This window comes from Ignavibacteria bacterium, from assembly GCA_016707005.1.
GTDB lineage: Bacteria > Bacteroidota > Ignavibacteria > Kapaibacteriales > Kapaibacteriaceae > UBA10438.
Map to the genome: position 1 here is coordinate 1,294,996 of JADJIQ010000005.1, position 25,914 is coordinate 1,320,909.

Sequence of the window (25,914 nt, forward strand, 5' to 3'; positions counted from 1 at the left end):
ATCGACCATGTTCGGTCACACAACCACACGGTCATCGATCGATAGGTTCTACTTTTCTAAGCATTCGGGAGCCAACTCCATGAATGGATCAACCCTGGACACGTCACTGTACCAGCTTCCGCTACCGCGTCTTCGCGAACGAGTTTCGTTCGGGACGATCGAATCGGAATCAACGTACCCAGACCTCCTTGGCATTCAGATCGATTCTTTCCACGACTTCCATCAGGAAGACGTAAACGCGTCCGAGCGCCGCTTCATCGGTTTGCAGCGTGCGTTCGAAAGCAACTTCCCGATCGAGGACAACTCGGGCGTCTACGAGCTCAGTTTCCTTGAGTACCTCGTCGAAAAGCCGAAGTACTCCGAAGAGGAATGTCGCGAGCGCGAGCTGACGTACGCCAAGACGCTCAAGGCGAAACTTCGCCTTTCGTCGAAAGCGGACCCAAGCTCCGAGGACTACATCGAAGCGATCGACCAAGAGGTATACCTCGGTCAGATTCCGGCGATGACTCCGCGCGGCACGTTCATCATCAATGGCGCGGAACGCGTAGTGGTTGCTCAGTTGCACCGCTCACCGGGCTGCTTCTTTGATGAAGCTGTGCACCCGAACGGTACCAAGATCTATTCGGCACGCATCATCCCGTTCAAGGGGTCGTGGGTCGAATTCACAACGGACATCCATGACGTGATGTATGCGTACATCGACCGCAAGAAGAAGTTCCCGGTCACTACGCTGCTTCGCGCTCTTGGGTATTCAAGTGATGAGGATCTTCTCAACCTCTTCGACCTCACAACGGATGTTCCGGTGAAGAAGATGACGGATGAGTTCCTCGGTCGTCGTATCGCCGCAGATGCAGTCGATATGTCAACAGGCGAGATCGTGGCTCAGCGCGACCTTATCGTAGATGAAGACCTGCTTCAGCGTCTTCTGAACGCCGATGTGGAGTCGATCCGCATCTACAAGTACGAGAACACGAACGACGAGCCGATCATCGCCAAGACCCTTGCGAAGGACACTTCGCGCACGCGCGAAGACGCTCTCGAAACGATCTACCGTCAGCTCCGTTCATCCGATCCACCGGATCTGGATACAGCATGGGGCCTTCTTGAGAAATTGTTCTTCAATCCGAAGCGCTATGACCTCGGCGTTGTAGGTCGCTATCGCATCAATGAGAAGCTCGGCATGGCCGTTCCTCTTGATGTGACAACGCTTACCGTTGATGACATCGTTTCGATCGTGAAGTATCTCATCGACGTACGTGATGCCAAGGTTCCGGTGGACGATATCGACCACCTTTCGAACCGTCGCGTCCGTACCGTTGGCGAGCAACTTGAAGCAACATTCAACCTCGGTCTTACGCGTATGGCGCGTACGATCAAGGAGCGTTTGAGCGTTCGCGATAGCGAGAACATCACGCCAAGCGAACTCGTCAATGCCCGTACGATCACAAGCGTGATCAATCAGTTCTTCGGAACGAACCAGCTATCGCAGTTCATGGATCAGACCAATCCGCTCTCCGAGATCACGCACAAGCGTCGTACCTCGGCTCTCGGACCTGGTGGTCTTACGCGTGAGCGCGCCGGCTTTGAAGTACGTGACGTTCACTACACGCACTATGGTCGCCTTTGCCCGATCGAGACGCCGGAAGGACCAAACATCGGTCTGATCTCGTCGCTCGCTATTCACGCTCGCGTGAACAAGTTCGGCTTCATTGAGACGCCATACCGCAAGGTTGTGAATGGTATCTGCACGGAAGACATCGAATTCTTGCCGGCTGACAAAGAAGAAGGGCTGATCATCATCCCGGCTTCTACAGCCATGGACAAGAAGGGTAAGATCCTGGGCGAGACTGTAAAGGCACGTTTGAGTGGTGACTACAAGGTGGTTCACCCAACAGAAGTGCACTACATCGAGGTCAGCACCGATCAGATCACCTCCGCTGCTGCCGCTCTTATTCCGTTCCTCGAACACGATGATGCTAACCGTGCACTCATGGGTTCGAACATGCAACGCCAAGGCGTGCCGCTCCTTCGTCCGGAAGCCCCGGTTGTTGGTACCGGTATGGAAGCACGTGTCGCTCGCGACTCGCGCGCCATGGTCCTTGCAGAAGATGACGGAGTTGTTGAGTACGTATGTGCAGACTTCGTTCGTGTGAAGTATGATGATAAGCGGACCGGTGACGAGAAGCTTATCTCCTTCGACAACGACCGAACGATCACCTACAACCTCCACAAGTTCTACCGTACCAACCAAGACACCTGCATCAATCAGCACCCGATCGTGCTGGCGGGTCAGCGTGTGAAAAAGGGTCAGCCCCTTATCGACGGTGCTTCAACGGACATGGGCGAACTCGCTCTTGGACGTAACGTGATGGTGGCCTTCATGCCATGGCGCGGGTACAACTTCGAAGATGCTATCGTGATCAGCGAGCGCATGGTGGCAGAGGACGTATTCACGTCCATCCACATCGAAGAGTACACGCTTCAAGTTCGCGACACAAAGCGCGGTGAAGAAGAGTTCACACGTGAAATTCCGAACGTGAGTGAAGAAGCCACAAAGGATCTCGACGATCGCGGTATCGTCCGCATCGGCGCAAAGATCCGCGAAGGTGACATCCTCATCGGAAAGATCACGCCGAAGGGCGAAACGGATCCAACGCCGGAAGAAAAACTTCTGCGCGCCATCTTCGGCGACAAGGCCGGCGATGTGAAGGATGTATCGCTCAAGGCACCTCCCGGACTCAAGGGTACGGCCATTAATACGAAGCTGTTCGCACGTCGCGTTCTTACGAGCGACAGCGAATTCCGTCTCGAAGAGAAAAAGCGCCAGGACCTCATCACAAAGCGCGAGCAACAGGCACTCCGTGCCCTTGATATCGACTGTGTTGAGCGTATCGGTGAACTTCTCGATGGCGAAACCAGCCTCGGTATTCGCTCTTCGAATGATACAACGATCTTCCGCAGCGGCGCGAAACTCGCGGCTAAGGAATTCGCAGCGAAGTTCGAAGCCGGCGCCTTTATCCCATCAGCAGTGAATGTTGAGCAGGATTGGGTTGCCGAGAAGAAGACGATGAAGCTGCTTCGCAAGCTCCTTGAGAACTACGAAACACGCCGTAACGACATCATGATGGATGGCCGTATCGAGCGTAACAAGATCGCTGCCGGTGATGAACTTCAACCGGGTATCCTGCAGATGGCAAAGGTCTATGTAGCCAAGAAGCGCAAGCTTCAAGTTGGTGACAAGATGGCCGGTCGCCACGGTAACAAGGGTATCGTATCGAAGATCGTTCCGCTCGAGGACATGCCGTTCCTTCCGGATGGCGCTCCTGTTGACCTTGTGCTCAACCCGCTCGGCGTGCCTTCGCGTATGAACCTGGGTCAGCTCTACGAGACCGCTCTCGGATGGGCTGCCAAGAAGCTAGGTGTGCACTTCGCTACACCGATCTTCGACGGCGCAACGTGGGATCAGGTAGGTGACTATCTCGAGCAGGCCAATCTTCCTCGCACGGGGAAGACGATCCTGTATGATGGTCGCTCCGGCGAAGCCTTCCAGAACGAGGTAACGGTTGGTATCATCTACATGATGAAACTCTCCCACCTTGTGGAAGACAAGATCCACGCTCGTTCCATCGGGCCATACTCGCTCATCACACAACAACCTCTTGGCGGTAAGGCCCAATTCGGTGGTCAGCGTCTCGGGGAGATGGAAGTGTGGGCGCTTGAGGCCTATGGCGCAGCGCACACGCTTCAGGAAATGTTGACACTGAAGTCGGATGACGTGCAGGGTCGTGCAAAGATGTACGAGTCGCTTGTAAAGGGCGAAAACCTGCCGGCGCCTGGCATTCCGGAGTCATTCAACGTGCTCGTTCGCGAGCTGCAGGGTCTATGTCTGGACGTCAAGCTCGACTGAGCTTGATGCCCACGTCCCACTGAACAGGAATATTCCGTCGGAGTCACGATGCAGTTCCATAACATCCCCAAGCGCGGCTATCAGCAGATCACGATCCGCATTGCCTCGCCGGATGACATTCTCAATCGCTCTCATGGTGAGGTTACCAAGCCTGAGACGATCAACTACCGTTCCTTCCGCCCTGAGAAGGATGGTTTGTTCTGCGAAAAGATCTTTGGTCCTATCCGGGACTGGGAATGCGCATGTGGTAAATACAAGCGCATTCGCTACAAGGGCATCGTTTGCGACCGTTGCGGCGTGGAAGTGACGCAGAAGAGCGTCCGCCGCGAGCGCATGGGTCACATCATGCTCGCTGTACCTGTCGTTCACATCTGGTTCCTTCGCTCGCTTCCGAGCAAGATCTCCGGTGTGATCGGTATGCCAACAAAGGACGTCGAACGGATCGTGTATTACGAATCCTACGTCGTCATTCAACCGGGTTCCACGGGTCTTCAGCCGAAGGACCTTCTCACGGAAGAACAATATCTCGACGTGCTGCAGAACCTCCGTCCGGAGGAGCGCAACATGGATGATGATGATCCTCGCAAGTTCATCGCCCTCATCGGCGGTGAGGCTGTGAAGGAACTCCTTCGTCGTGTTGATGCTGATGAGGCATATTTCGTCCTTCGTGAAACGGCTAAAGACGACATGTCCCAAGCCAAGAAGGCCGATGTGCTCAAGCGTCTGCGCATCCTTGATGCATTCCGCACAAGCGAGACAAAAGAGCCGAATCGCCCTGAGTGGATGGTCCTTGATATCATCCCGGTCATCCCGCCGGATTTGCGTCCGCTCGTACCTCTCGAAGGGGGCCGCTTCGCAACGTCGGACCTCAATGACCTCTATCGTCGCGTTATCATCCGCAACAATCGCCTCAAGCGCCTGATCGATATCAAGGCTCCTGAAGTGATCCTCCGGAATGAAAAGCGGATGCTTCAAGAAGCTGTTGATGCATTGTTCGACAACTCACGCCGCGCTGTGCGCAGTGAGTCGCAACGTGCTCTCAAGTCTCTTGCAGATACGCTCAAGGGTAAAACGGGTCGCTTCCGTCAGAACCTTCTCGGTAAGCGAGTCGACTACTCTGGTCGTTCGGTTATCGTTGTGGGTCCGGAGCTCAAGCTCTACGAATGCGGACTTCCAAAGGACATGGCCGTTGAACTCTTTAAGCCACTTGTGATCCGCAAGCTCATTGAGCGCGGACATTGCAAGACGGTGAAGAGCGCCAAGAAGCAAGTAGAGAAGAAGACAACGGAAGTGTGGGACATCCTCGATACCGTCATCGACGGGCATCCGGTGCTCCTCAACCGTGCTCCAACTCTTCACCGCCTTGGTATCCAAGCCTTCCAGCCGAAGCTTATCGAGGGTAAGGCCATCCAACTGCACCCACTGGTAACAACGGCTTTCAATGCTGACTTCGACGGTGACCAAATGGCCGTTCACGTGCCATTGAGTCACGAAGCACAGCTCGAGTCGTTGCTCCTCATCCTTTCCGCGCACAACATCATGCACACGCAGAACGGCGAGCCTATCGCCGTTCCGTCGCAGGACATGGTTCTTGGGGTGTACTACCTCACAAAGGCGCGCAATGGACTGAAGGGTCACGGCAAGATGTTCGCAAACGTCGAAGAGGTCGTTGTTGCATACAACTCCGGCCGCATCGATATGCACGCCAAGATCAAGGTCCGTATCAACGGCGAAATGATCGACACAACATCAGGTCGCGTCATCTTCAACCTCATCGTTCCTGAAGAACTCGGGTACATGAATGAGATGCTCGGCAAGAAGCGTCTGCGTCAGGTGATCTCTGATTGCTTCCGCAAGGCTGGTCTTGCAAAGACCGTTGAGTTCCTCGACAAGCTCAAGGAAGCCGGCTTCCAGACCGCTACTCGTGGTGGACTCTCGGTGTCTATCGCAGACGTAGTGGTCCCAGCCGAAAAGGTTGCGATCATCGACAAGGCACAAAAGGAAGTTGATAAGATCGAAGACTACTACCACTCCGGTGTTATCACCGAAGGTGAGCGGTACAACAAGATCATCGATACGTGGTCCACGGCTACAAACCGTGTGGCCGACAAGCTCTACAATGAGCTCGCATCGAACCTTGATGGTTTCAACACCTTCTTCATGATGCTCGACTCGCAAGCTCGGGGTTCGAAAGAACAGATCCGCCAGCTTGCAGGTATGCGCGGTCTGATGGCCAAGCCGCAGAAGACAGCGGCTGCATCATCAGCTGAGTTGATCGAAAACCCGATCATCTCGAACTTCAAAGAAGGCCTCACGATCCTTGAGTACTTTATCTCCACGCACGGTGCCCGTAAGGGTCTTGCTGATACAGCTCTGAAGACGGCTGATGCTGGTTACCTCACACGTCGTCTCCACGACGTTGCGCAGGACATGGTGATCTCCGATGATGACTGCGGTACGATCCGTGGTATTGAGATGAAGGCGCTGAAGGATGGCGAAGAAGTGAAGGAGCCATTGAAGGAGCGCATCCTTGGCCGTACGTCGCTTGTTGATGTGGTGGACCCACTCACCGGCGAACTGTATTGCGCTAAGGGCACAGTGATCGACGAAGATGTGACAGATAAGATCGAACGTAGTCCGATCGAAGCCGTGATGATCCGTTCGGTTCTCACATGCGAATCACGTCGCGGTGTTTGTGCTCGTTGCTACGGCCGCAACATGGCCACAGGCCAGATGGTGGACACTGGTGAAGCCGTCGGTACGATCGCTTCGCAGTCCATCGGTGAGCCGGGTACGCAGCTTACACTTCGTACGTTCCACACTGGTGGTACCGCTTCGCTTTCGATGTCGCAGAGTGCTGTTATCGCCAAGTTCGATGGTGCTGTTCAATTCGACGGTATCCGACTTGTAACGTATCCGGGCGATTCTGAGGACATCCACGTTGTTGTCTCGCGCGCCGGTGTGATCAACATCGTCGAGCCAGGATCCAACCGTATCGTTACGAAGTACGATGTGGTCTACGGTTCTGAGCTCAAGGTGCAGGACGGTCAAACGGTCAAGAAGGGCGACATGCTCTATGACTGGGATCCGTACAACTCCGTGATCATCACGGAGAAGGCCGGTCGCGTTCGCTATCGCGATCTCGTTCCGAACCTTACCTTCAAAGAAGCTATCGACGAACAGACGGGTCACACGACCAAGATCGTTATCGATTCCCGTGACCGGACGAAGAGCCCGGCCATCGAGATCGTTGACGAGGACGGCGTGTCTATCCAATCGTACATCATCCCATCGCGTGCACAGATCGTTGTGGACGATGGTGAAGTAGTGACGATCGGTTCAAAGCTTGTGAAGATGCCACGCGACCTCGGTCGTCTCCGCGACATCACGGGCGGTCTGCCACGTGTTACGGAGCTCTTCGAAGCCCGCGCACCACAGGCCCCTGCAGCTGTAACGGAGATCGATGGTATCGTTGCTATCGACAAGCCGAAGCGCGGTTCACGTGTGATCTCGGTAACGTCGCTCGACGGTGAACTTCGTCGCGAATATTCGGTGCCGATCGGACGTCACGTTCTCGTGCAAGAGGGTGACCTCGTGCGCTCGGGCGACCGTCTCACAGAAGGCGCTATCAACCCTCACGATATCCTCCACATCAAGGGTATCAATGAAGTACAGGTCTATCTCGTGAACGAGATCCAAGAAGTGTACCGCATGCAGGGTGTGAAGATCAACGACAAGCACATCGAAGTGATCGTTCGTCAGATGCTCCAAAAGGTACGGGTCACCGATTCCGGTGATGCGCAATTCCTTGAAGGCGATCAGATCGACCGTATCCGCTTCAATGACGAGAACGAACGTCTTCGCAACTGTGTGATCGTGACCGATAAGGGCGACTCAAAGCTCAAGCTTGGACAGATCATCGATAAGAAGGTGCTTCGCGAGATCAATGCAGAACTCAAGAAGAAGGAAAAGGAAGGCGCAAAGAGTCGCACGGCTGAGCCGGCGATCGGCGAGCCCCTTCTCCTCGGTATCACACAGGCGTCTCTTACAACGGAATCGTGGCTGTCCGCAGCTTCGTTCCAAGAGACAACCCGCGTGCTTGCCGATGCTTCTGCCGCTGCAAAGGTCGACCGTCTCCTTGGTCTCAAAGAGAACATCATCCTTGGTCAGCTCATCCCTGCAGGTACGGGTCTCCGCGCCTATCAGGAGCTCCTCGTGGCCTCGGATGTTGGCAACATCTTCGGACCGGATGCCATCATTCCGAAGGTAGAAGAGGAAGAAGAAGCGCCACGTCGCCCGGCTCGCAAGACCGCACGCGCAACGGCGTAACCTTCTCAGCAATTGAATGTTATCAAGGGGCTGTCCAGCAATGGATGGCCCCTTTCTTTTGATACGTAACTTTCGTGATCATGAATCACCCCAGCCCAGTACGCAGACTCACAACGTTTGTGCTTTTTGCAGTCATCTGCAGTGTTGCTGCGTTCTCACAAGCCCCTTCCCGACTCCCTCTCATAACCGGTGTTTCGGGCATGCAGACGTTTGTTCATGCCGATACAACGATCTGGATGGCAGACGGCTCCGTGGTGTATCGCAACGTGCCCTCGTCGAACATGAGCTGGTCGGCGATGCCACAACTGTATCGTACTGCATCGGCCTTCATTGTTCGTGCAACACCAACAGTGATCACAGTAGTCGCAAAGAGATTCACATCAACTGATTCATCATGGTGGTCGTTCACGTCAGATGGCGGCGGGCAGATATGGCTGGATTCGTTGAAACTCGATGCAACAGGTTCGATCCTTGGGTCCACTTCAGACTTTCTCCTCTTTAGTGACTCTCCGAGTGACTCAACGATGTCTATCGCTGTCTGGCGATACGATGGATCGTTTGCCACAACTGTGTTGATGTCCAATGTCCGCAACAGCGTCTGGGCTACGGCACGTCAGTGTGGCGATTCGATCATCGTTTCCGATCCTACACGCGCGCAGTCCGGTTACGAAGTGATCCGCAATGTGGATCAAGAACCATCTGCATGGACAGCCCATACACTAGATGCCGTTCAGTATGGCTTTGTTGGAGATGGCAATTCCTTTGTCTTCCTAAAGAATGGTGTTGCCTCCATCGATCACGGCGGTACTGTGAAGCCCCTTGGCGTCTTTCAAGATCGCATCCAAGACCTCTACGTTGATGGTTTGAAAGCTGCTCGTATTGGAGGGGGCGGACTAGAAACCACATCTGATATCACCGGAGATTCCTCTCAACGATATGCACTTGGACCTTTGCTCACGCCCGGGCTTGACATCGTGTTCACTCTGCGCCGAGGGTATGCCGGCATCGTACGGAGTTCATACGGAATTCTTGCAACGGCTGCTGACGTGGTTGATGGTAGTACAACGCATCGCCGGCTTGTCCCATGTATGATTGGCACGCGAACACGTGGTACCAAGTCCATCCTCTCCGGCGATCGAGTTGTTGTTGGCGAGTACTACCAACAAGTGAATTCGTGGGAGGTTGATCCTTCTATTGGCAGTCTTACTGCAGATCCAAGCGGCAACTCTCTTGAACCACTCACCCAAGTTGAAACTTCAGCTGGACAGATCTCTCTCTGGAATGTCAACGATGAAGTGTGGACCGGCACAAACGACGGCACCTTTACCTTCCCCAACTATACGCGTGTCAGCAACCGCACCGCGTATGATGTTGTTGGAGGGGGCGATAGGGTCTTTATGCTTACCAATCGTGGTATTGCAGTGCGTGAAGGTTCCGACTCTACGTTCCGGGTCTTTGTTGACGAACAGGCGCCGGCGGGATTCGCCGTTGCGGGAGACACGCTAGTTGTGGTCCGCATCGAAGACATCACGATAGATGAGCCCGAGGCAAGGTGGGTGGTTGACGCCTATGACCGACTTGGGAATGTGATGTTCTATGGGGCCCTCCTTGCCGACTCTGTTGTAAAGTCGGGCCTGCGTTGGAGGTCGATCATCACATCCACACATGGGCTGCTGATCAACGGTCAGGAACGCCTCTTCCGCAGCGTCAATGGTGGCGCCTCGTGGACCACCGTGGACCCTGGCCTTACTCTCACAACCTCGCTTTCCGCAGCCGATGAACGCGTCTGTTCATGGGGCATCCGCTCCGACGGCACCGAAGGCCCATGCCTGATGATCTCGCCAGATCGCTGGGTGATGCAGCCTGCCGTCCTTCGCACGCCGCGACCCGTGATCGCCTGTGCGTCCATGCCAGGTTGGTTTGTCTTCAGTACGGCAGACGGACTCTACCAGGTTAAACAGACCATCTCTTCCGTATGGGAAAGCCCCCTTCAAGGGGCTTCCGAGATCCCCGTGGGAGCAGTACCCGATGAGACAACCATCGTTGATCTCATGGGCAGAATTTGTGACAGCCAGGAAAACCTCCCCTCTGGGTTGTATGTTGTGACGCAGCGATTTGGCGAAATCGTCAGATCGCACGTCCGTTTGTTCGTAAAGTGAATCATCATCAGGTAAAACCATGAAGTCTCTTCTCCTTCTTCTCTGTGTTATTTGCACGGTCTCCGTGGCTTCTGCTGATACGCTCTATGTAGCGCCGATCGCAGAACCGGGTGGCGACGGACAGAGTTGGAACACGGCGTTTCGCTCGTTGAATTTTGCCTTCGCTGATTGGGCAGACGGCGATGAGATCTGGCTTGCGAACGGAACATATGCTATGCCCGATTCCGGCATGCGCATCAAGAATGGAATGAAGATCTATGGTGGATTCAAGGGTTCTGAAACACGCAGAGAGCAACGTGATTGGTATCGCAACCTGACAATTCTCCGCTCGGAAGGTGGACGAACTGTTCTGCGTGCGTCAAGTTGCGACTCTACGACGCGTATCGACGGACTTGTGCTAGAAGGCGCTACCGTATCTGCCCTGATCGTGTCAGGGGGCGAGCCAAGATTGTTTAACTGTCACTTCCGTAACAATACATCAGGTGTGATGGGTGCTGCCATCCTTGCAACCGGGATAGGTCGCATGCGCGTGGAGTACTGCGTCTTTGAAGGTAATGTATCGGAAGGTAAGGGCGGTGCCGTATACATTCTGAACTCCACAGCGGATACAAAGGGATTTGGACCGTTCATCGGACAGTGCTTGTTCGTCAACAATCAGGCTGATGAAGGCGGAGGCATCTGGTTCGAACAATGTGCGGGAATGCCACAGATCGCCTCGTCTGTCTTCCACGGAAACAAGACTGCCAGCTTTGGAGGCGCCATCGGTTGCATTAGTTCCTACGTATACATCACCAACACGACCTTCTCGCGTAATGTATCGCTTTCCACAACACTACCGGGCGGACGCACACTCTATACCAATGGCGGACATTTGCAGAACAGTATCATCTGGAATGGTGATGATGATACAACGCAACATATCGGGACGTATGAGGTTGAAGGTGATACGATGAAGTTCACGTCGCTGTCCAATGTGGTGGAGCGTGACTTTGTGAACGGTTTTTGGCAGAACGATCCGGTATTTGAAAACGCAGACAATGTGAATGGTCCGGATGGTTTCTTCGGTACGGATGATGACGGACTTGCACTCTCCTCGTTCTCTGCGGTTCGTAATGCAGGTGTCATCGACAAGTTCGTGAACCACCGTCAGCAAGATGTGATCGGCAATCCGCGCTTAGCCGGACGGAAGATCGACCTCGGAGCATACGAGTCTCAACGGTCAGGTCGTGTTGGATACCGCGAGGTGATGGAAGAAATGCGCACGGGCAAACTCGTCTTCATGTTCCGTCACGGAAAGACTGACTGGGACCAAAAGGATCCGGGTCCGGAACCGAGCTGCTTCCCTGGACGAAATCTTATCGCTGAAGGTCGCGAGCAATGCACAGGAATCGGCGCCCAGCAACGTGCGCTTGGTGTCTCAGTCGGTGATGCATTCTCAAGCCCTGTGTGTCGGTGCTGGGAAACCCTCGACAAAATGGTTGGTCGTCACGAAAAGAAGAGCCATTGGGCTAGTGGTGGCGGAGATGCCGTTACCGCGGCAAGACTTCTTGACCTAGAAACGGTACCAACAAACGGTAATCGTGTTATCTCCACGCATGATGCAGTTGCTAACCTCGTCTTCAATCCTGCTGGCGATGGTGAGATCATGACCACTGCCGAATTGATGGAAGGTGATGCACTCATTGTTCGTCCGTCAGGCGACACCATGGAAGTCATCGCGCAATGGTGCTCTGATACATGGGAACGTTATCATGTGCGCTTCCCAGACGACGCTACATCGGTCGATGATGATCGTCAGATCCGGTATGAGAACATCGTTGTCTCGCCAACGCCAGCCAATGACATTGTGCGGATCAGCGCCGATAGGGCATGCACCGTGCGTGTTGTGGACATGACCGGGCGAGTTGTTGCCTCTGTGGCACTTCTCGGCAATGGTCAGCCCCTTGACCTTAACGTTGCAAGCTGGACATCGGGGTTGTATTCCATCATTGGCGAAAACGTATCCGGCAGGATCGTCATCACTCGCTGATGAGCCCCTTGCCATAGGCCTTTGCCTTGGCATCGTCGAACACCCCTTCCCATCGCGCAACAACAACACTTGCCAGGCAGTTGCCGACGAGGTTCACACTAGTGCGTGCCATGTCCATGAATTCGTCTACACCGAAGATCATGGCCACAGCTATCGGTCCGTAGTGTTGAAGATGGGGCGGAAGGAAGGTTGAGAGTGTTGCAAGCAAGATCACGAGTGATGCGCGCGGCACAGCAGCTACACCCTTTGACGTGATCATGAGGGCGAACATCATCGTGATCTGTTGTCCGATATCGAAGGAGAATCCAGCTGCAGTGGTTGCTACGGCCTGCATCACAAAGACGCTGGCCATTGAGAGGTAGAGTGTTGTTCCGTCGAGATTGAACGTGTAGCCGGCCGGCATCACGAATCCAACAACATGCTTTGGAACGCCAAACGACTCCATGCGTTCCATTGCCATCGGCAGGGCACTCTCACTCGATGTTGTCACGAAAGCTAATGTAAAGGGCTCACGTATTGCCTTGATGAAGGGGCGAAGCGGTACACGGGCAATGAGAATCACGGCACCAAGAACAAAGACCACAAAGAGGACGAGTGCCACATAGAGCGATCCAATGAGCATGCCGAGCGAGGCAAGGATCGACAGGCCCTGATGTCCAATGGTGGCAGCCATTGCAGCACCAATGCCGATCGGTGCATAAAGCATGATGATGTTCGTGAACTTGAACATCGTCTGGGCAAGCGAGTCGCACCATTCAACAACAGGACGTGCCTTTTCTCCAATGGCGTTCAGCGCGAGGGCGAAGATCACCGAGAACGTAACGATCTGCAACACGTCTCCCTTTGCCATTGCATCGATGATGCTGGTAGGGAAGATGTGAATGATGGTTTCGATGATCGTCTTCGGATGGTTCTGTGCGATGGCACCTAATGTTCCGGGATCTCCAACCAACGTGATGCCTACACCCGGCTGTACGATGTTCACCACGAGAAGCCCGATGAACAACGCAAGTGTAGTGACGATCTCGAAGTAGACGATGGACTTCAGGCCCATGCGTCCTACGCCCTTGGCATGCCCACCGCCGGCGATGCCAACCACAACCGTTGCAAAAACGAGGGGCGCGATGATCGACTTGATCAGGTGCAGGAAGATGTCGCGCAACCAACCGATCTGCGTCCCGAACTCCGGAGCAAAGTGTCCAATGGCAACACCAATCACAACGCCGAGCAGGATCTGTTTGGTGAGGGAGAGTCGCATGTAGCGCCTAATGACTGATTACCAATGACAAATGACCGAAGATTGCGTGCCAATGCGCACAACATACAAACCGCGGGGTGTTTGGTTAAGATCAATGTGAATCGTGTGATCGTTGACCATACGCAAAGGTGCTGTCATGGTGCTGCCCAGCAATGAGTGGACGCTGATGTCAGAAGTTGTGAGACTCATGTCGTTCGAGAGTACCATTGCTTCGTTTGTGACTGAGTTGTAGGTGATCGACAGGGGGCTTGGAGAATAGTGATCATCGGCAACGTTGGTTGAGGTGCCGATGATATCGCGTAGAGCTTGCATCTTATGGTTGCGATCCGGTTCACTTGGGTCATCAGTGATGCCCCAACAACCATAGCGGTTGTAGCCGGAGGCGAGCGTGAAATACATCGCAAGGCCGCCGTCGAGATCCCTCCAGCCGGCGAGGTAGTTCGCCTTGAGTACATCGGACATGGCCTCTGTGCGATGCGAGAGGATCTGTGGGCCGAGATTCACGGTGCCTCCGCCGGCAGGCATATGCGGGCCGCCTTCGTAGGATGTGGAGCCCCCTACAAGCTGCCATTGATCTGCCTTGTTGATATGGTTGAGTCGATAGAACGGAGAAGAGGGGTTGACGATCTGGTCATTGATGTCTTCGAGCATGCCATCGTTGATCGATGACGGATCCGGACTGTTGTCCTTCGTTGACCCGAAGTACAACGCCGTGCTCGTGGCATAGATGAAGTTTTTCGGTTCACCAAAGGTGCGCTGAATGTAGCGGAGGTGGTTGTCGCTGCGACCATGGTAGGCGTGTTGTCCGGCCATGATCACACGAATGCGGTTGTTGATCGCCCCCTGACCAAAGACCGTTGCAAACCACTTGGACAGCAACACGGTTCGATGAGCATGATTATCGTCGAACGTGATCCCCCGTGATGCTGCTTCCGCCGCGTTGTATGGACCATGTGTTAACTGCGTTGGACTCCATACTTCATTGCTACTCTCAACGTAGATGTTGATCGATGGATCGAGATCGCGTTGGAGCATCGCAGCAAGGGATGTGACGTAGGTGGAGTCACACGACATATGGATGTTGACCCAAATGTCCTTCTTGAGCGTGTTGCCAAGCTCCACGATGTACTCCCAACACCAGCCATCGCGCTTGCCATTGAGAGAGGCCATCGAGACCTGAGCTGCATCATCCGGCGTCTTACGTCGGTGCCATGTTGTTTGTGCTGGAAACGTTGGTTCTCCATCCCAAATGTTCTGAACGTTGTAGAAACGGTAGCAGGCAAAGTCCGCTGCCGCACACAGTTTCAAGAATGCATCGGTAAAGGTTGATCGATCTCCGCGCAGATAACCGGGACGATTAACACTAAGCCCCGTGATCCCTGAGTTCGGAGTTGAAAGGGGCACACGTCTCGTTTGCGTGAACGACAGAAACACCAGCCCATGATTGGGGCTATTGCGTCCGCCTACCACAACATCAAACGTGGTAATGTTTGTTGATGCTGTGTAGATAAGATTTTCGATCGAAACACTGGTCCCGGAAACGGCAACATTTGCTTGACCTGTGAACTGCGCCTCGTAGCGGCCACTGTTGTCAATTCGATATCTCTCCGGATCATCGATCGCGCCATTCCATTCCGTTGCCGGACGTCCATCTAGGAGAACAAGATCGAAGTCGCTTGTTGGCCATCCAAGCGAGTCGTAACCCGTTGCCTTGGAATACCGTGCCGTATGCTTGACGATGTTCACAAAGGCATTCGCGTTGTCGAGGTTCACACCCATCGCAAAGGTCGGCCGTGATTGGGCATGCGCCTCGTGAATCGTGAGGACAACAGCGAGGAGAAGGATGAAGTGTCTCATCCCGTAATATACCGTACCTCGCTGGACCGATTCCGATGGTCGGCTTCCAGACCCTCGATAGTCGGCAAAGTGTCTAGACTGCAGTCCACGTAATGAGCAGGTTCTGACGTGCCTGGAGCGCAGTTGAATAGCACACATGATTCAGATTGCGGGTATCGTTGTAGGTTTGAACCAAGCTTATGAATTCAGCTTTTCTCCTCGTTGCGTTGTTCCTACTGTGGAACGGAACTGACCTCACTGCACAGAGTGTTGCGGTTGGGCAGGCTCATACGCTCTTCCTTTGTAGAGATGGCACCGTTTGGGCTGTTGGAAAAAATGATCTCGGACAGCTTGGCGACGGAACGTTCAAACCTGCAGTTGTTCCTCATCGCATCGAAGGGCTCGAGGGCGTTAAAGCAGTAGCCGCTGGTGCGTTGAACTCATTGTTCTTGAAGCACGATAGTACCGTGTGGGTAGTTGGTTTGAATGACAGAGGGCAGCTTGGGAGTAATCCGTTTGGACTAGTAGAGCTCCCACGTCCGATTCCTGATCTAAGGGATGTCGTCGCTATCCGTGCAGGCTATGATTATTCGATGTTTCTAAAGAGTGATGGCACGGTGTGGGTCATGGGAGCCAATCATAATGGGCAGCTCGGTGATAGCACAACAACAGATCGTGCCACGCCAACTCGTGTTGCCGCACTGTCCGATGTAATAGCTATTTCCGCAGGAATCAACCACGCGCTGTTTCTGAAACGCGACAGTACCGTGTGGGCTACGGGAATCAATAATTCCGGTCAACTCGGCATAATGAGCCTCTCCTCCTCAAGCTATCCCGTCAAAGTGCAGCGTATCACGAAAATCATAGACATCGCAGCAGGCGGGGAGTTCTCACTCTTTCTTCGATTTGATGGAACAGTTTTTGCAACAGGTGACAATGCTGAATGGCAACTCGGAGCAAGTACACATACTACCCAAATTGGCGCCGAGCAGATTAGTGGGTTGCATGATATCGTTAAAGTTTCTGCAGGATACGACCATGGCTTGTTTGTAAAACCGGATGGCTCAGTATGGGGCTTGGGGCTGAACGCTAGCTTTCAGTTAGGAGACAGCGTCACTACGAATAAATCGACACCAGTAAGAATTGGCGATTTGCGGAATATTGAAGAAGTGGCATGCGGGCACAGAAACTCGTTTTTTATGAATCCTGATGGGTCATTCCTTGGCATCGGAAGTAACATCTACGATCAGTTGGGAAATGACTCGAGGCGCGATCATTTCGTTCCAGTAAGTCCTCTTGGAGTGTGCCTCAACACGAGTGTAGAAAGTCAGATACCCCAACCATTGGCAGATGAAACGTCAACTTGTTCAGACCCAGAAATCTATAGCCTTCAAGGCATACGCATTACTTCGACGTCAATCGATGATCTTCCCTGTGGATTGTACATTATTGTTCGCGTTTGTAACAAGGGGCTCAATGTCCAAAAGCTTGTCAAAAACGAATAATCTTGATCCAGTTGCACAGGTCGCTTGTAAGCCCAATGGAATTCCTCGCCTTTCTCCAGCTCCGCCTCTTTCTCGCCATGGGATGGCACATGCAGGCACTCGTTGTGAGTTGGTACGTGTATGCGCTCACGCACGACCCGCTGATGTTGGCAATGGTAGGATTGGCTGAAGCGATCCCTGCTATTGGTCTAGCGCTCCCATCCGGATATTTCGTTGACCGAATGGACAAGCGGAAGGGGATACGTATTGCGGTCTTCATGATCATTGTCTCTGCCATCGTTTCGGCCGTGCTTGTGCAGCCGTGGGTTGCAGCAGAGTATGGATCAGGTCCGGTCATCATCGGGCTTCTTGCGATGATCATGATCAATGGCAGTGCGCGGGCGATCTATTCACCATCAATGTTCAGTGCATTGGGGCAGATCGTTCCTCGCGACGAGATAGCACGCGCATCAGCTATGAGCAGTTCTGTATGGCAGGGGGCGATGATTGCGGGCCCATTGCTCGGTGGGCTGATCTACGGACTCTATGGAGTGGGCGTTGCTGCCATCGTGTATGTGGGGCTGATGGTCCTTGGGGGAACGGGCTCACTACGATTGACTCCTAAGCCCCCTATCGAACAAACAGAACGACGATCGATGAAGCAGGATCTTACGCTTGGCATACGATTCATCTTCTCACGTCCGGTGATCCTTGGTGCGTTGTCGCTAGATCTTTTTGCCGTTCTTTTCGGCGGAGTGGTTGCACTGCTACCTGTCTTTGCTCACGATATCCTGCACGTAGGAGAATCTGGTCTTGGACTCCTGCGTGCTGCTATGAGCATTGGCAGTGTTTCGATGATGGCCTTCCTTTCGTGGAAGCCAATTGGTAAACATGCCGGACGGTACATGTTGTGGTCGGTGGCAGGCTTCGGTGTTTGCATGCTTGCATTTTCTGCCAGCACCGTCTTTGCCTTGAGTGTTGCCATTCTCATCATCGCCGGTTCCTTCGACGCCGTGAGTGTTGTTGTGCGACATACCATCCTCCAACTCGAAACCCCTGAGGATATGAAGGGGCGAGTGGCCGCCGCCAACACCATGTTCATCTCCAGCTCAAACGAACTCGGTGCCGTAGAGAGTGGCATTGCTGCAAAACTCTTCGGCACCGTCCCGAGTGTAGTACTTGGTGGAATGATGACGTTGCTTGTGGTGGGGATCGTTGCGTGGAAGAACCCGAAGCTGAGACGAATGGATATGAGATGACGGAATGACGGAATGACGGCATTCTGTTGGGTGTTTGTGTTAGCTATTCAATGAGATGGGGCAGATATTGTCTCTACTTTAAGAAAATGAAGGGGTTCGCAACTCGTCGAAGCGTAACGCTTTACTACTGAGAAGATGCGTATGCACACACTTGAACGATCGATTTGAAGGTAGAGCGGTTCGTGTTATAAACGAGGTAGAGTTTTAGCAACGCAAAACGCCACTTAAGGAACATAGGTTCCTTTATTCGGGGATGAACGTCACGAGTCTGTGTCGGGTAGGGGAGATAGCAACATCATACACGCCACGTGTGAGTGTGTCCAGTCCAACAACCAGTGTGGTCCCTGTTGTGTTCTTGACTGGGAAGATTTGCGATATACCGAGGAGATTGGTGATCGTCACTGAAGTGACATTTTCGAGATCGAACCCCATGATATTGAGGATGCCGGTGCAAGGATTTGGATATACATTGAAGCAAGCTGAAGGGCTTGGCAGTCCGTTCACTGATGTTGCAGACCCTACACGTATGAATCTCCATGCCGTGTCGTGTTTTCCTGTTGAGTCAGCTACATCAAGCCCTACCACGGTCAGTCCGTCGCTCTCGATCGCGATCGATGTCTGCTTGGCGGTCACATCGCCTATGGTAGATGATCCGGAAGGGGGCTTTGCGTGTATCCACCATCGATAGTCGAGGGGGCCTCTTTCTGGGTCGTGTGACAACGAGCCATTGAGCTCAATGGTGCCAGGAGCATTGATCAATGTGTCGGCTCCAGCATCTGCTACCGGCGGTAGGTCAGCGGAAGTGCACTCGATACGCAATGAGTCCGCAAGGCCGCAACGTTTTGCTACAATGTAGGTGCTCCCCTCACCTATCATGCGCACCCAGCCATCTTCCGGGATGCAGATAGACGAATCTCGCGAAATGTAAACGGTGTTTTGATCGCGCTCAACATTCCGCTCGTACCCGTCATGGAATCGTGCGACCAAATCGAGTGGCTGCTTTGAATGTATGCCGTCTAACGTTAGAACAGAATCGCCACTGAAGTACAGCGCACTGCACGATGCCGGACCTTGGATGTTGATCATTGTCGAAGTGCTGAGGTCGTTGGATGTTGCGTTATTGACAACACCCAAGGCAACAATGTCCATTGGACCAAGAGCTGATGACATCGGTATTCCGAAGTCAAAAGTGAAGGGGGCGAGTGAGTCTGATGCTACCGTCCCACGATAGACCAAGATCACACGATCAAGAGTAACGCCATCAAGTGGTTCAACGGAAACAGTGATGGTGGATCCCGGCACAATTGTAGCGTCTGGACTAGGCCCGTTGATGAAGATGAGCGGCGTTGGATCGAGAATTGCCTGCATGCCCAGAGAGACGTCGTGATCGCCCGTAGATGAAGTACGGATACCGGGTGGAAGCGTTGTGGCTTTCGACGAAAACTCAGGGCCGTTGGACGGAGCATGAAGGAGTTGGAGCACACGTTGAGAGGCTCCTGAAGCTGAGTTGCAAACTCCGATGGTCTCACTGAACCCATCTGAATGTGCTACACCTCGGAGAAGAGTGGTGCGTTCAGGGTCATGATCAAAGAGCAACCCGGCCTTCTGGCTGTTCTCGGATACCGTGAGGTCATTGGGAGCCCCGTTGAAAACAAATGAGAACGTGTTTGATGATAGATCGAGACCACCGATCACATCAATAAGGTCAATGAGGTAGTCGTTGGCTTCTTCTTGTTCAGTGGTAACGACACTTGCGATTGTGTGTAGCCGAGGTTGTAATGACAGATAGTCGGGAAACGCCGATACCGTGATTACTGAAGAGGTTGGTCTAAGGTCGCCGACAATACCTCCGCTGGCAGGGTCTTGTATCGTGCCTTTCACCACAAAAGCAGCAAGTGCTTTGTCGAGAAGTGCTGCGCGTACCGGATTGTTCACAACGGCATCTGCAAGAATGGAGCAATATGGAGAGCCAAGATGCGGCGAATCCAGGGAGATGAGTTTGTGAACGTGACCTGCACCGCCATTGCGACGTGTGAAAACGGTTGGCAATCGGGATGCCGCCATGTACCGCATGAGCACTGGACCAAGACTATGACCAACCACATCACCACGAACAGCAACGTGGTCAGTATAGGTGTTCACTATCGAGGATTCGAGCCGAACCGGAATGCCGGTGCCCCAACGACCGATAATGTCGTCAACAGGCTTTGAGCTCTGACCGGCAAAGTCCAATCGCGTAATATGAAATCGAGGATCGGATGATGATGCCGTTGTGATCGGTGCAAAGTTGTTGAAGAGCGCGGGAGAACTCCAGATGCCATGGACCAAGATCAATGGTGGTCGAACGATCTCTATGTCGATAAACGACTGGACGTCTCGCGCCGTTACTGCTAAGCGAATTTTTCGCAGTGTTCGCGCTGTATCAGATTGTTCTGCTACAAAGTCCTCGGGTGCATGATACACAACACCGCAGATGCCAACACCATTCTCAACGATGGGTTTGACGGATACCCGCGCTTGTGATACCTCGCTTCCGGCTGCAGATAGCCATCCATCACGGTCTGGGTGGCCATAAGCCCCTTCAGCACAGTTTTCCGGAAGAAGAGAAACGCTTACTGCATCATTCATCCACGATGGAACAACGATGCGCAGGACCAGTCGTGACGCACCATCGGCTGCACATCCTCGAACCTGATGTGTGCGTGGTAGCATCATCCATGCATCCGTTCTGATCTCACCTGCGTTATTGATGAGGTCTGGCCAAGGATCGAGGATCATCACTGATGGAGTGAACGAACGTGCATCAACATCAGCCGATTGTGCGGAAAGGAATGTCTGTTGTTGCGTTGTTCCGTCTACCATAACCATGTCTGAACCACAGTGCGGACGTGTGATAAGTGAGCCGTCATTACGGTTGATGATGAGTCTGCCACCCGAGCGTGTCCATGGTGAACAATGCCAAACGAGATCTGTTGTTTGGCTAGAAATGAACATGCCGTTTCCGAGATCACTCCCGGGACCTCCAACTGCAGCATTAGAAATAAAGACATGAGGTTGGCCGCCATCAGGCCGCACGGTGTATGCCAACATAGAACCGGACGGTGCAAAGAAGAATTGATCCGGGTGCTCTGCTGCTACATTTTTTGTTGTTCTGATCTCACGCACTTCTCGCGAAAAAATATCGACAACAAAGATGCCTTCGCTACCTACACGATAGGTCCGTGTTGTATCCGTGGGGTACGGACGATCATATGTTACGATGCCGTAGAATGCTATCAGGGTAGCATTGTCATTCCACGATAGGTGACGAAGAGGGCGGGGCACCGACGGACCGCAGGCAACAAGGACACGCTTCTCTTCCTTGCCGTTCACTCGAGCTGTTGTGTACGGAGGAATAGGGTAGCGTGCAATTGGTGATCCAACATCTTGATATGCGGGGATAGGAATGTTTGAAGCGCCGTCTTCAGCTGTTGATACTCTGATAAAGGCAAATCGTTTGGATGTAGGAGCTACAACACATGCCCCTTGCGATGGAGATGATTGATTCATGTATTGTCGGGTTACGATGCTGCTGTCTATGAATCTTCCTGTGGTCGGATCCATAGTCACCAGCGCTCCTACTCCATCTACTGGTGGTGTTTCAAAGACAATGTTTCCCAACTGGTTCCAATGCACGTTGCTACTGCCACGTTGTACCGTGTGCGCTCTTAGAGAATCACCGGTCGTCAAATCGCGCACAACAATGAACGCACCACCGGCTGTTTCTTCGATTCGTACAAATGCAGGTATGGAGGGGGCTACAACAGGGTGTGAGGAAGCCACTACCGAAGTGAAATGAAATCTCGAAAAGAGAAACGTCGGTTCCCCGCTACCGTAGATGTTGGTGCGATAGAACCCAGCGGGCGCCGGTGACATGCGCTCAATGAGCACCGCATCAGGTTGTGCTGTTGAAATCGTGGCACCCAAAAGTGCCAACCACGCCATGATGACCAACATCAGTCTTCGTGCCATATGGCCCCCGTGGAATTGCTACTTTTTCAATACCGTACTCCCGCCGAAGCCGTAGGCGTCGTAGATGTTGTGCCCGACCCCAAGGCCATGGACGAACACACCGAAAGGTTCCTCAGACGCGATGATGTGTGTCCCGGGGGTAACCCGAACCGATGCCCAACGATGATCGCTTGCATCGTGCTCATTAATGAGTGAGTCGTCAAGGGGCTTTCCATCTATCAAGACATCCTCATCGTGATCTGGCGGAAGGATCACGGTGATGTAATTCTCCCACCCCTTACCGCTCACCGTTGAGATCATATGCTCGCGCGCATAATCTGCGCTGCCTGGTATGGTGATCAAGCAGGGGTCGCCGATACTATCGCCGGACTTATAGCCTGGTGTAAGTAGCATAACCTGAATCACCTGATCTGCCTCGATCCACACCGGCTCACGTCTTCTGTCGAGGTCTGTGAACCCCTGCCCAGGCAGATTGTCGATCCTTTTGCCATTGACGGAAAGAGCCGCCCCCTCCGATGTCGCGATCACCCGAACAATGGAGAAGTCTCGGCCTTCGAGCGGGGGAACAAAGACACTCTTGCTGAGTGACGATAGGGGCAACAACTGCTCGTAGAGAGGATTGCAGGCTTCTGTTTTAGCAGGGACGTAGGCACAATTGTGACCCGAGACAACGGCAACGGGCGCTGTAGAGGTGATGAGGGTACCCGTCGGATCACATGGTTGATCTTTGTTGAAGGGGGCGCTATAGGTCCATACATCGCCTCTATCAAGCATGATCATGAAGCCTTCAGCGAGAGTTGAGTCAAACGCAATGCTGGGGGCAGGTCCCGAGATCTTCACCTGCGTGCCGTCTGTAGTTCCGATGATCGAGAACTGTCCAATGAGATCGTTAGCCAGTTTCCCATAGCTCGCTACCACGTACGATGTGCCGATCTGTCTCGTAGAGTGAACTGCGAAAGCCTCTGAGGACTGAAACCGTGAGCTTAGCGCTGTGATCGCCAAGGCAGTATCCGCTGTTATGAAAACGGTGTGAGCGGAGGAACCGGCGTTAGCCACGATAGGCTCGCCAGGGAGCGAGACCGTGGTTGAGGTGCCGGGGCTCAACGTCAGTGTTGTATCAAAACCCACCGAAGGGATCCTAACGCGGGCTGAAGTTGCAGCATTGGAGCCCATGGTGACCGAGTGTTGGAGGCCTTTGGGACGTGTAGAGTCCGTGTCTCGGTACTTTGTGTGGTTGGCTCTGAAATTCAGCGGGAAGCAAAAGATGTACTCCTCTGCTGAGACCAATGGAATGGCAAGGGCAAGGAAAAGTGCCAATGGTACGAGGCGGCAGATACCCATAACTAAGACCCTCGGGTTATATGGGGCAAATATGGCTGTAAATGACCACCTATTCATTTGCCACGTCCGGAGTAATTCCCGTATCTTTGTGGTCTTTACCGCTCCGGGACTGCCTAGTCAGCCCCTTTGTCATTTGACGGTGCGGCTTCTCACAAACTTTTCTTAGGTGACCTGCTATGGCAGATCTGTCGAAAATCCGGAACATTGGGATCAGTGCCCACATCGACTCCGGTAAAACGACGCTGTCCGAGCGCATCCTGTATTACACGGGTAAGATCCATGCAATCCATGAGGTGCGCGGTAAGGACGGCGTAGGCGCAAAGATGGACTCAATGGATCTTGAGCGCGAAAAAGGCATCACGATCCAGTCGGCCGCTACGTATTGCACGTGGGGCGACTACGATATCAACCTCATCGATACTCCAGGCCACGTTGACTTCACCGTGGAAGTGGAACGCGCACTCCGCGTTCTCGACGGTGCTGTTCTCGTGTTGTGCTCGGTGGCTGGTGTTCAATCGCAGTCCATCACGGTGGATCGTCAGATGCGTCGGTACAACGTTCCGCGTTTGGCCTTCATCAATAAGTGTGACCGCTCGGGTGCCAACCCTGACCGCGTAGCCGACCAACTTCGTGAGAAGCTCGCACACAACCCAGCATTCGTAACGTATCCTATCGGCCTCGAAGACAGGCTCGAAGGGGTGATCGATATCATCGCTATGAAGGCTATTTACTTCGACGGCGAAGGTGGATCCAACATCCGCAAGGAAGAGATCCCGGCTGACCTCATGGACAAGGCGAAGGATCTTCGTCACCGTCTCATCGAAGTTGCCGCAGATTTCGACGATGCGCTGATGGAGAAGTTCCTTCTTGATGAGCAACCAACTCCGGCAGAACTTACAGAAGCTGTTCGCAAGGGTACACTCTCGATGAAGATGACGCCGGTGTTCTGTGGCTCTGCCTACAAGAACAAGGGTGTTCAAACACTTCTCGATGGTGTAACTGCTCTTCTCCCGGCTCCGGCTGATGTGAAGAACGAGGCACTCGACCAAGACAACAACGAAGCTCGCGTAACACTTCAAACGAATCCGGACAAGGATCTCGTGATGTTGGCGTTCAAGCTCGAAGACGGTCGGTATGGTCAGCTCACGTACATGCGCATCTACCAAGGCACGATCAAGAAGGGTGACTCGATCATCAACATTGCCAATGGCAAGAAGGTGAAGGTCCCACGTCTCGTTCGTATGCACTCGGATGACATGAACGAAATCGATCAAGCCTCGGCAGGTGATATCGTGGCCATGTTCGGCGTTGACTGTGCATCCGGTGATACGTTCACGGACGGCAACGTGCGTTACACAATGACGTCGATGTTCGTCCCTGATCCTGTTATCGAACTCGCTGTTGCTCCAAAGGACAAGGCCGGTTTGGTGAACTTCTCGAAGGCTCTCAACCGCTTCACGAAGGAAGATCCAACCTTCCGTGTGATGCGCGATGAAGAATCCGGTGAGACGATCATCAAGGGCATGGGCGAACTTCACCTTGAGATCTACATCGAGCGTATCAAGCGTGAATACAACACGGAAGTAACTGTTGGTCGTCCAAAGGTTGCCTTCCGCGAAACGCTTACCCAGCTTGCTGAATTCAATTACACGCACAAGAAGCAAACAGGTGGGTCGGGTCAGTTCGCCCGCGTGGGTGGATTCATCGAGCCGTTGCCGGGTGACGCTGTTGAGAACTACGAGTTCGTGGATGACATCGTTGGTGGTGTGATCCCTCGTGAATACATCCCAGCGTGCGATAAGGGCTTCAAGGAGTCGATCCTCGAAGGTTCATTGATCGGTCAGCCGGTTGTACGAGTTCGTGTAACGATCAACGATGGTGCTAGCCACGCAGTTGACTCGTCGGAAATGGCCTTCAAAACGGCTGCCATCATGGCATTCCGCGAAGCCTATTCTGCAGCGAAGCCAACCATCCTCGAGCCGATCATGAAGCTCGAAGTCTCTGTTCCTGATGAATTCCAAGGTTCGGTGATCGGTCAGCTCAACCAACGCCGCGGCGTTATCATGGGTACCGATTCGGACGCGGGATACGTTACGGTTGAGTGCGAAGTTCCACTCTCTGAGATGTTCGGCTATTCAACCGATCTTCGTTCTGCCACACAAGGCAAGGGTGAGTTCTCCATGGAATTCAAGAAGTACCAACCGGTACCTCGCAACATCCAGGAAGAAATGATCAAGGAACACCAGAAGAAGCGCGCCGAAGGGAAGTGATCCCGGCCGTGCATCCACGATGATTTCAAAA

The 25,914-nt window shown here is 53.3% G+C and carries 11 protein-coding genes; 7 read left to right on the forward strand and 4 right to left on the reverse strand.

The genetic code is table 11. The features are described 5' to 3' along the window. Window positions 1-79: 79 nt before the first annotated feature. The 4 genes from rpoB (at window position 80) to IPI29_13910 (ending at window position 12,424) form a co-directional block, all read left to right on the forward strand. On the forward strand, window positions 80-3,907 hold the full coding sequence (rpoB, locus tag IPI29_13895; GenBank protein ID MBK7413637.1) for a DNA-directed RNA polymerase subunit beta: 3,828 nt from the start codon (window positions 80-82) through the stop codon (window positions 3,905-3,907). Between the two features lie 48 nt (window positions 3,908-3,955). Further along, window positions 3,956-8,236 carry a DNA-directed RNA polymerase subunit beta' gene (gene rpoC / locus IPI29_13900; GenBank protein MBK7413638.1) on the forward strand — a complete coding sequence of 1,427 codons (4,281 nt, stop codon included), beginning with the start codon at window positions 3,956-3,958 and terminating at the stop codon, window positions 8,234-8,236. An 80-nt stretch (window positions 8,237-8,316) separates the two neighbouring features. Further along, on the forward strand, window positions 8,317-10,395 hold the full coding sequence (locus tag IPI29_13905; protein ID MBK7413639.1) for a hypothetical protein: 2,079 nt from the start codon (window positions 8,317-8,319) through the stop codon (window positions 10,393-10,395). 19 nt (window positions 10,396-10,414) lie between these two features. Continuing rightward, the gene (locus IPI29_13910; protein MBK7413640.1) at window positions 10,415-12,424 is read left to right on the forward strand and encodes a hypothetical protein; all 2,010 of its coding nucleotides are present in this window, start codon (window positions 10,415-10,417) and stop codon (window positions 12,422-12,424) included. Here the strand turns inward: IPI29_13910 and IPI29_13915 are convergent. Both IPI29_13915 and IPI29_13920 read right to left on the reverse strand, forming a co-directional pair. Then, window positions 12,414-13,682: a cation:dicarboxylase symporter family transporter gene (locus IPI29_13915; protein MBK7413641.1), complete on the reverse strand. Its 1,269-nt coding sequence runs from the start codon at window positions 13,680-13,682 to the stop codon at window positions 12,414-12,416. The genes IPI29_13910 and IPI29_13915 overlap by 11 nt on opposite strands. Window positions 13,683-13,700: 18 nt before the next feature. After that, window positions 13,701-15,539, reverse strand: a complete 1,839-nt coding sequence (locus IPI29_13920; protein ID MBK7413642.1) for a hypothetical protein — start codon at window positions 15,537-15,539, stop codon at window positions 13,701-13,703. Between the two features lie 179 nt (window positions 15,540-15,718). Here IPI29_13920 and IPI29_13925 point away from each other — a divergent pair, with 179 nt between their 5' ends. Together IPI29_13925 and IPI29_13930 are read left to right on the forward strand one after the other, a co-directional pair. Then, complete coding sequence (locus IPI29_13925) at window positions 15,719-17,023, forward strand: hypothetical protein (protein ID MBK7413643.1); 1,305 nt, start codon at window positions 15,719-15,721, stop codon at window positions 17,021-17,023. Between the two features lie 35 nt (window positions 17,024-17,058). After that, window positions 17,059-18,261: an MFS transporter gene (locus IPI29_13930; GenBank protein MBK7413644.1), complete on the forward strand. Its 1,203-nt coding sequence runs from the start codon at window positions 17,059-17,061 to the stop codon at window positions 18,259-18,261. A 243-nt stretch (window positions 18,262-18,504) separates the two neighbouring features. On the opposite strand, the gene IPI29_13935 is transcribed toward IPI29_13930, so the two are convergent. Both IPI29_13935 and IPI29_13940 read right to left on the reverse strand, forming a co-directional pair. Further along, window positions 18,505-22,272 carry a hypothetical protein gene (locus IPI29_13935; GenBank protein ID MBK7413645.1) on the reverse strand — a complete coding sequence of 1,256 codons (3,768 nt, stop codon included), beginning with the start codon at window positions 22,270-22,272 and terminating at the stop codon, window positions 18,505-18,507. Window positions 22,273-22,290: 18 nt separating this feature from the next. After that, window positions 22,291-23,613: an IgGFc-binding protein gene (locus IPI29_13940; GenBank protein MBK7413646.1), complete on the reverse strand. Its 1,323-nt coding sequence runs from the start codon at window positions 23,611-23,613 to the stop codon at window positions 22,291-22,293. A 176-nt stretch (window positions 23,614-23,789) separates the two neighbouring features. Here IPI29_13940 and IPI29_13945 point away from each other — a divergent pair, with 176 nt between their 5' ends. Then, window positions 23,790-25,883: an elongation factor G gene (locus tag IPI29_13945; protein MBK7413647.1), complete on the forward strand. Its 2,094-nt coding sequence runs from the start codon at window positions 23,790-23,792 to the stop codon at window positions 25,881-25,883. Window positions 25,884-25,914 lie beyond the last annotated feature (31 nt).

Bases quoted from the DNA above. Each gene is read 5' to 3' on its own strand.
- IPI29_13940 (MBK7413646.1), bottom strand. From the start codon at position 23,613: ATGGGTATCTGCCGCCTCGTACCATTGGCACTTTTCCTTGCCCTTGCC.
- IPI29_13930 (MBK7413644.1), top strand. From the start codon at position 17,059: ATGGAATTCCTCGCCTTTCTCCAGCTCCGCCTCTTTCTCGCCATGGGA.
- rpoC (MBK7413638.1), top strand. From the start codon at position 3,956: ATGCAGTTCCATAACATCCCCAAGCGCGGCTATCAGCAGATCACGATC.
- rpoB (MBK7413637.1), top strand. From the start codon at position 80: ATGAATGGATCAACCCTGGACACGTCACTGTACCAGCTTCCGCTACCG.
- IPI29_13920 (MBK7413642.1), bottom strand. From the start codon at position 15,539: ATGAGACACTTCATCCTTCTCCTCGCTGTTGTCCTCACGATTCACGAG.
- IPI29_13915 (MBK7413641.1), bottom strand. From the start codon at position 13,682: ATGCGACTCTCCCTCACCAAACAGATCCTGCTCGGCGTTGTGATTGGT.
- IPI29_13910 (MBK7413640.1), top strand. From the start codon at position 10,415: ATGAAGTCTCTTCTCCTTCTTCTCTGTGTTATTTGCACGGTCTCCGTG.
- IPI29_13935 (MBK7413645.1), bottom strand. From the start codon at position 22,272: ATGGCACGAAGACTGATGTTGGTCATCATGGCGTGGTTGGCACTTTTG.
- IPI29_13925 (MBK7413643.1), top strand. From the start codon at position 15,719: ATGAATTCAGCTTTTCTCCTCGTTGCGTTGTTCCTACTGTGGAACGGA.
- IPI29_13945 (MBK7413647.1), top strand. From the start codon at position 23,790: ATGGCAGATCTGTCGAAAATCCGGAACATTGGGATCAGTGCCCACATC.
- IPI29_13905 (MBK7413639.1), top strand. From the start codon at position 8,317: ATGAATCACCCCAGCCCAGTACGCAGACTCACAACGTTTGTGCTTTTT.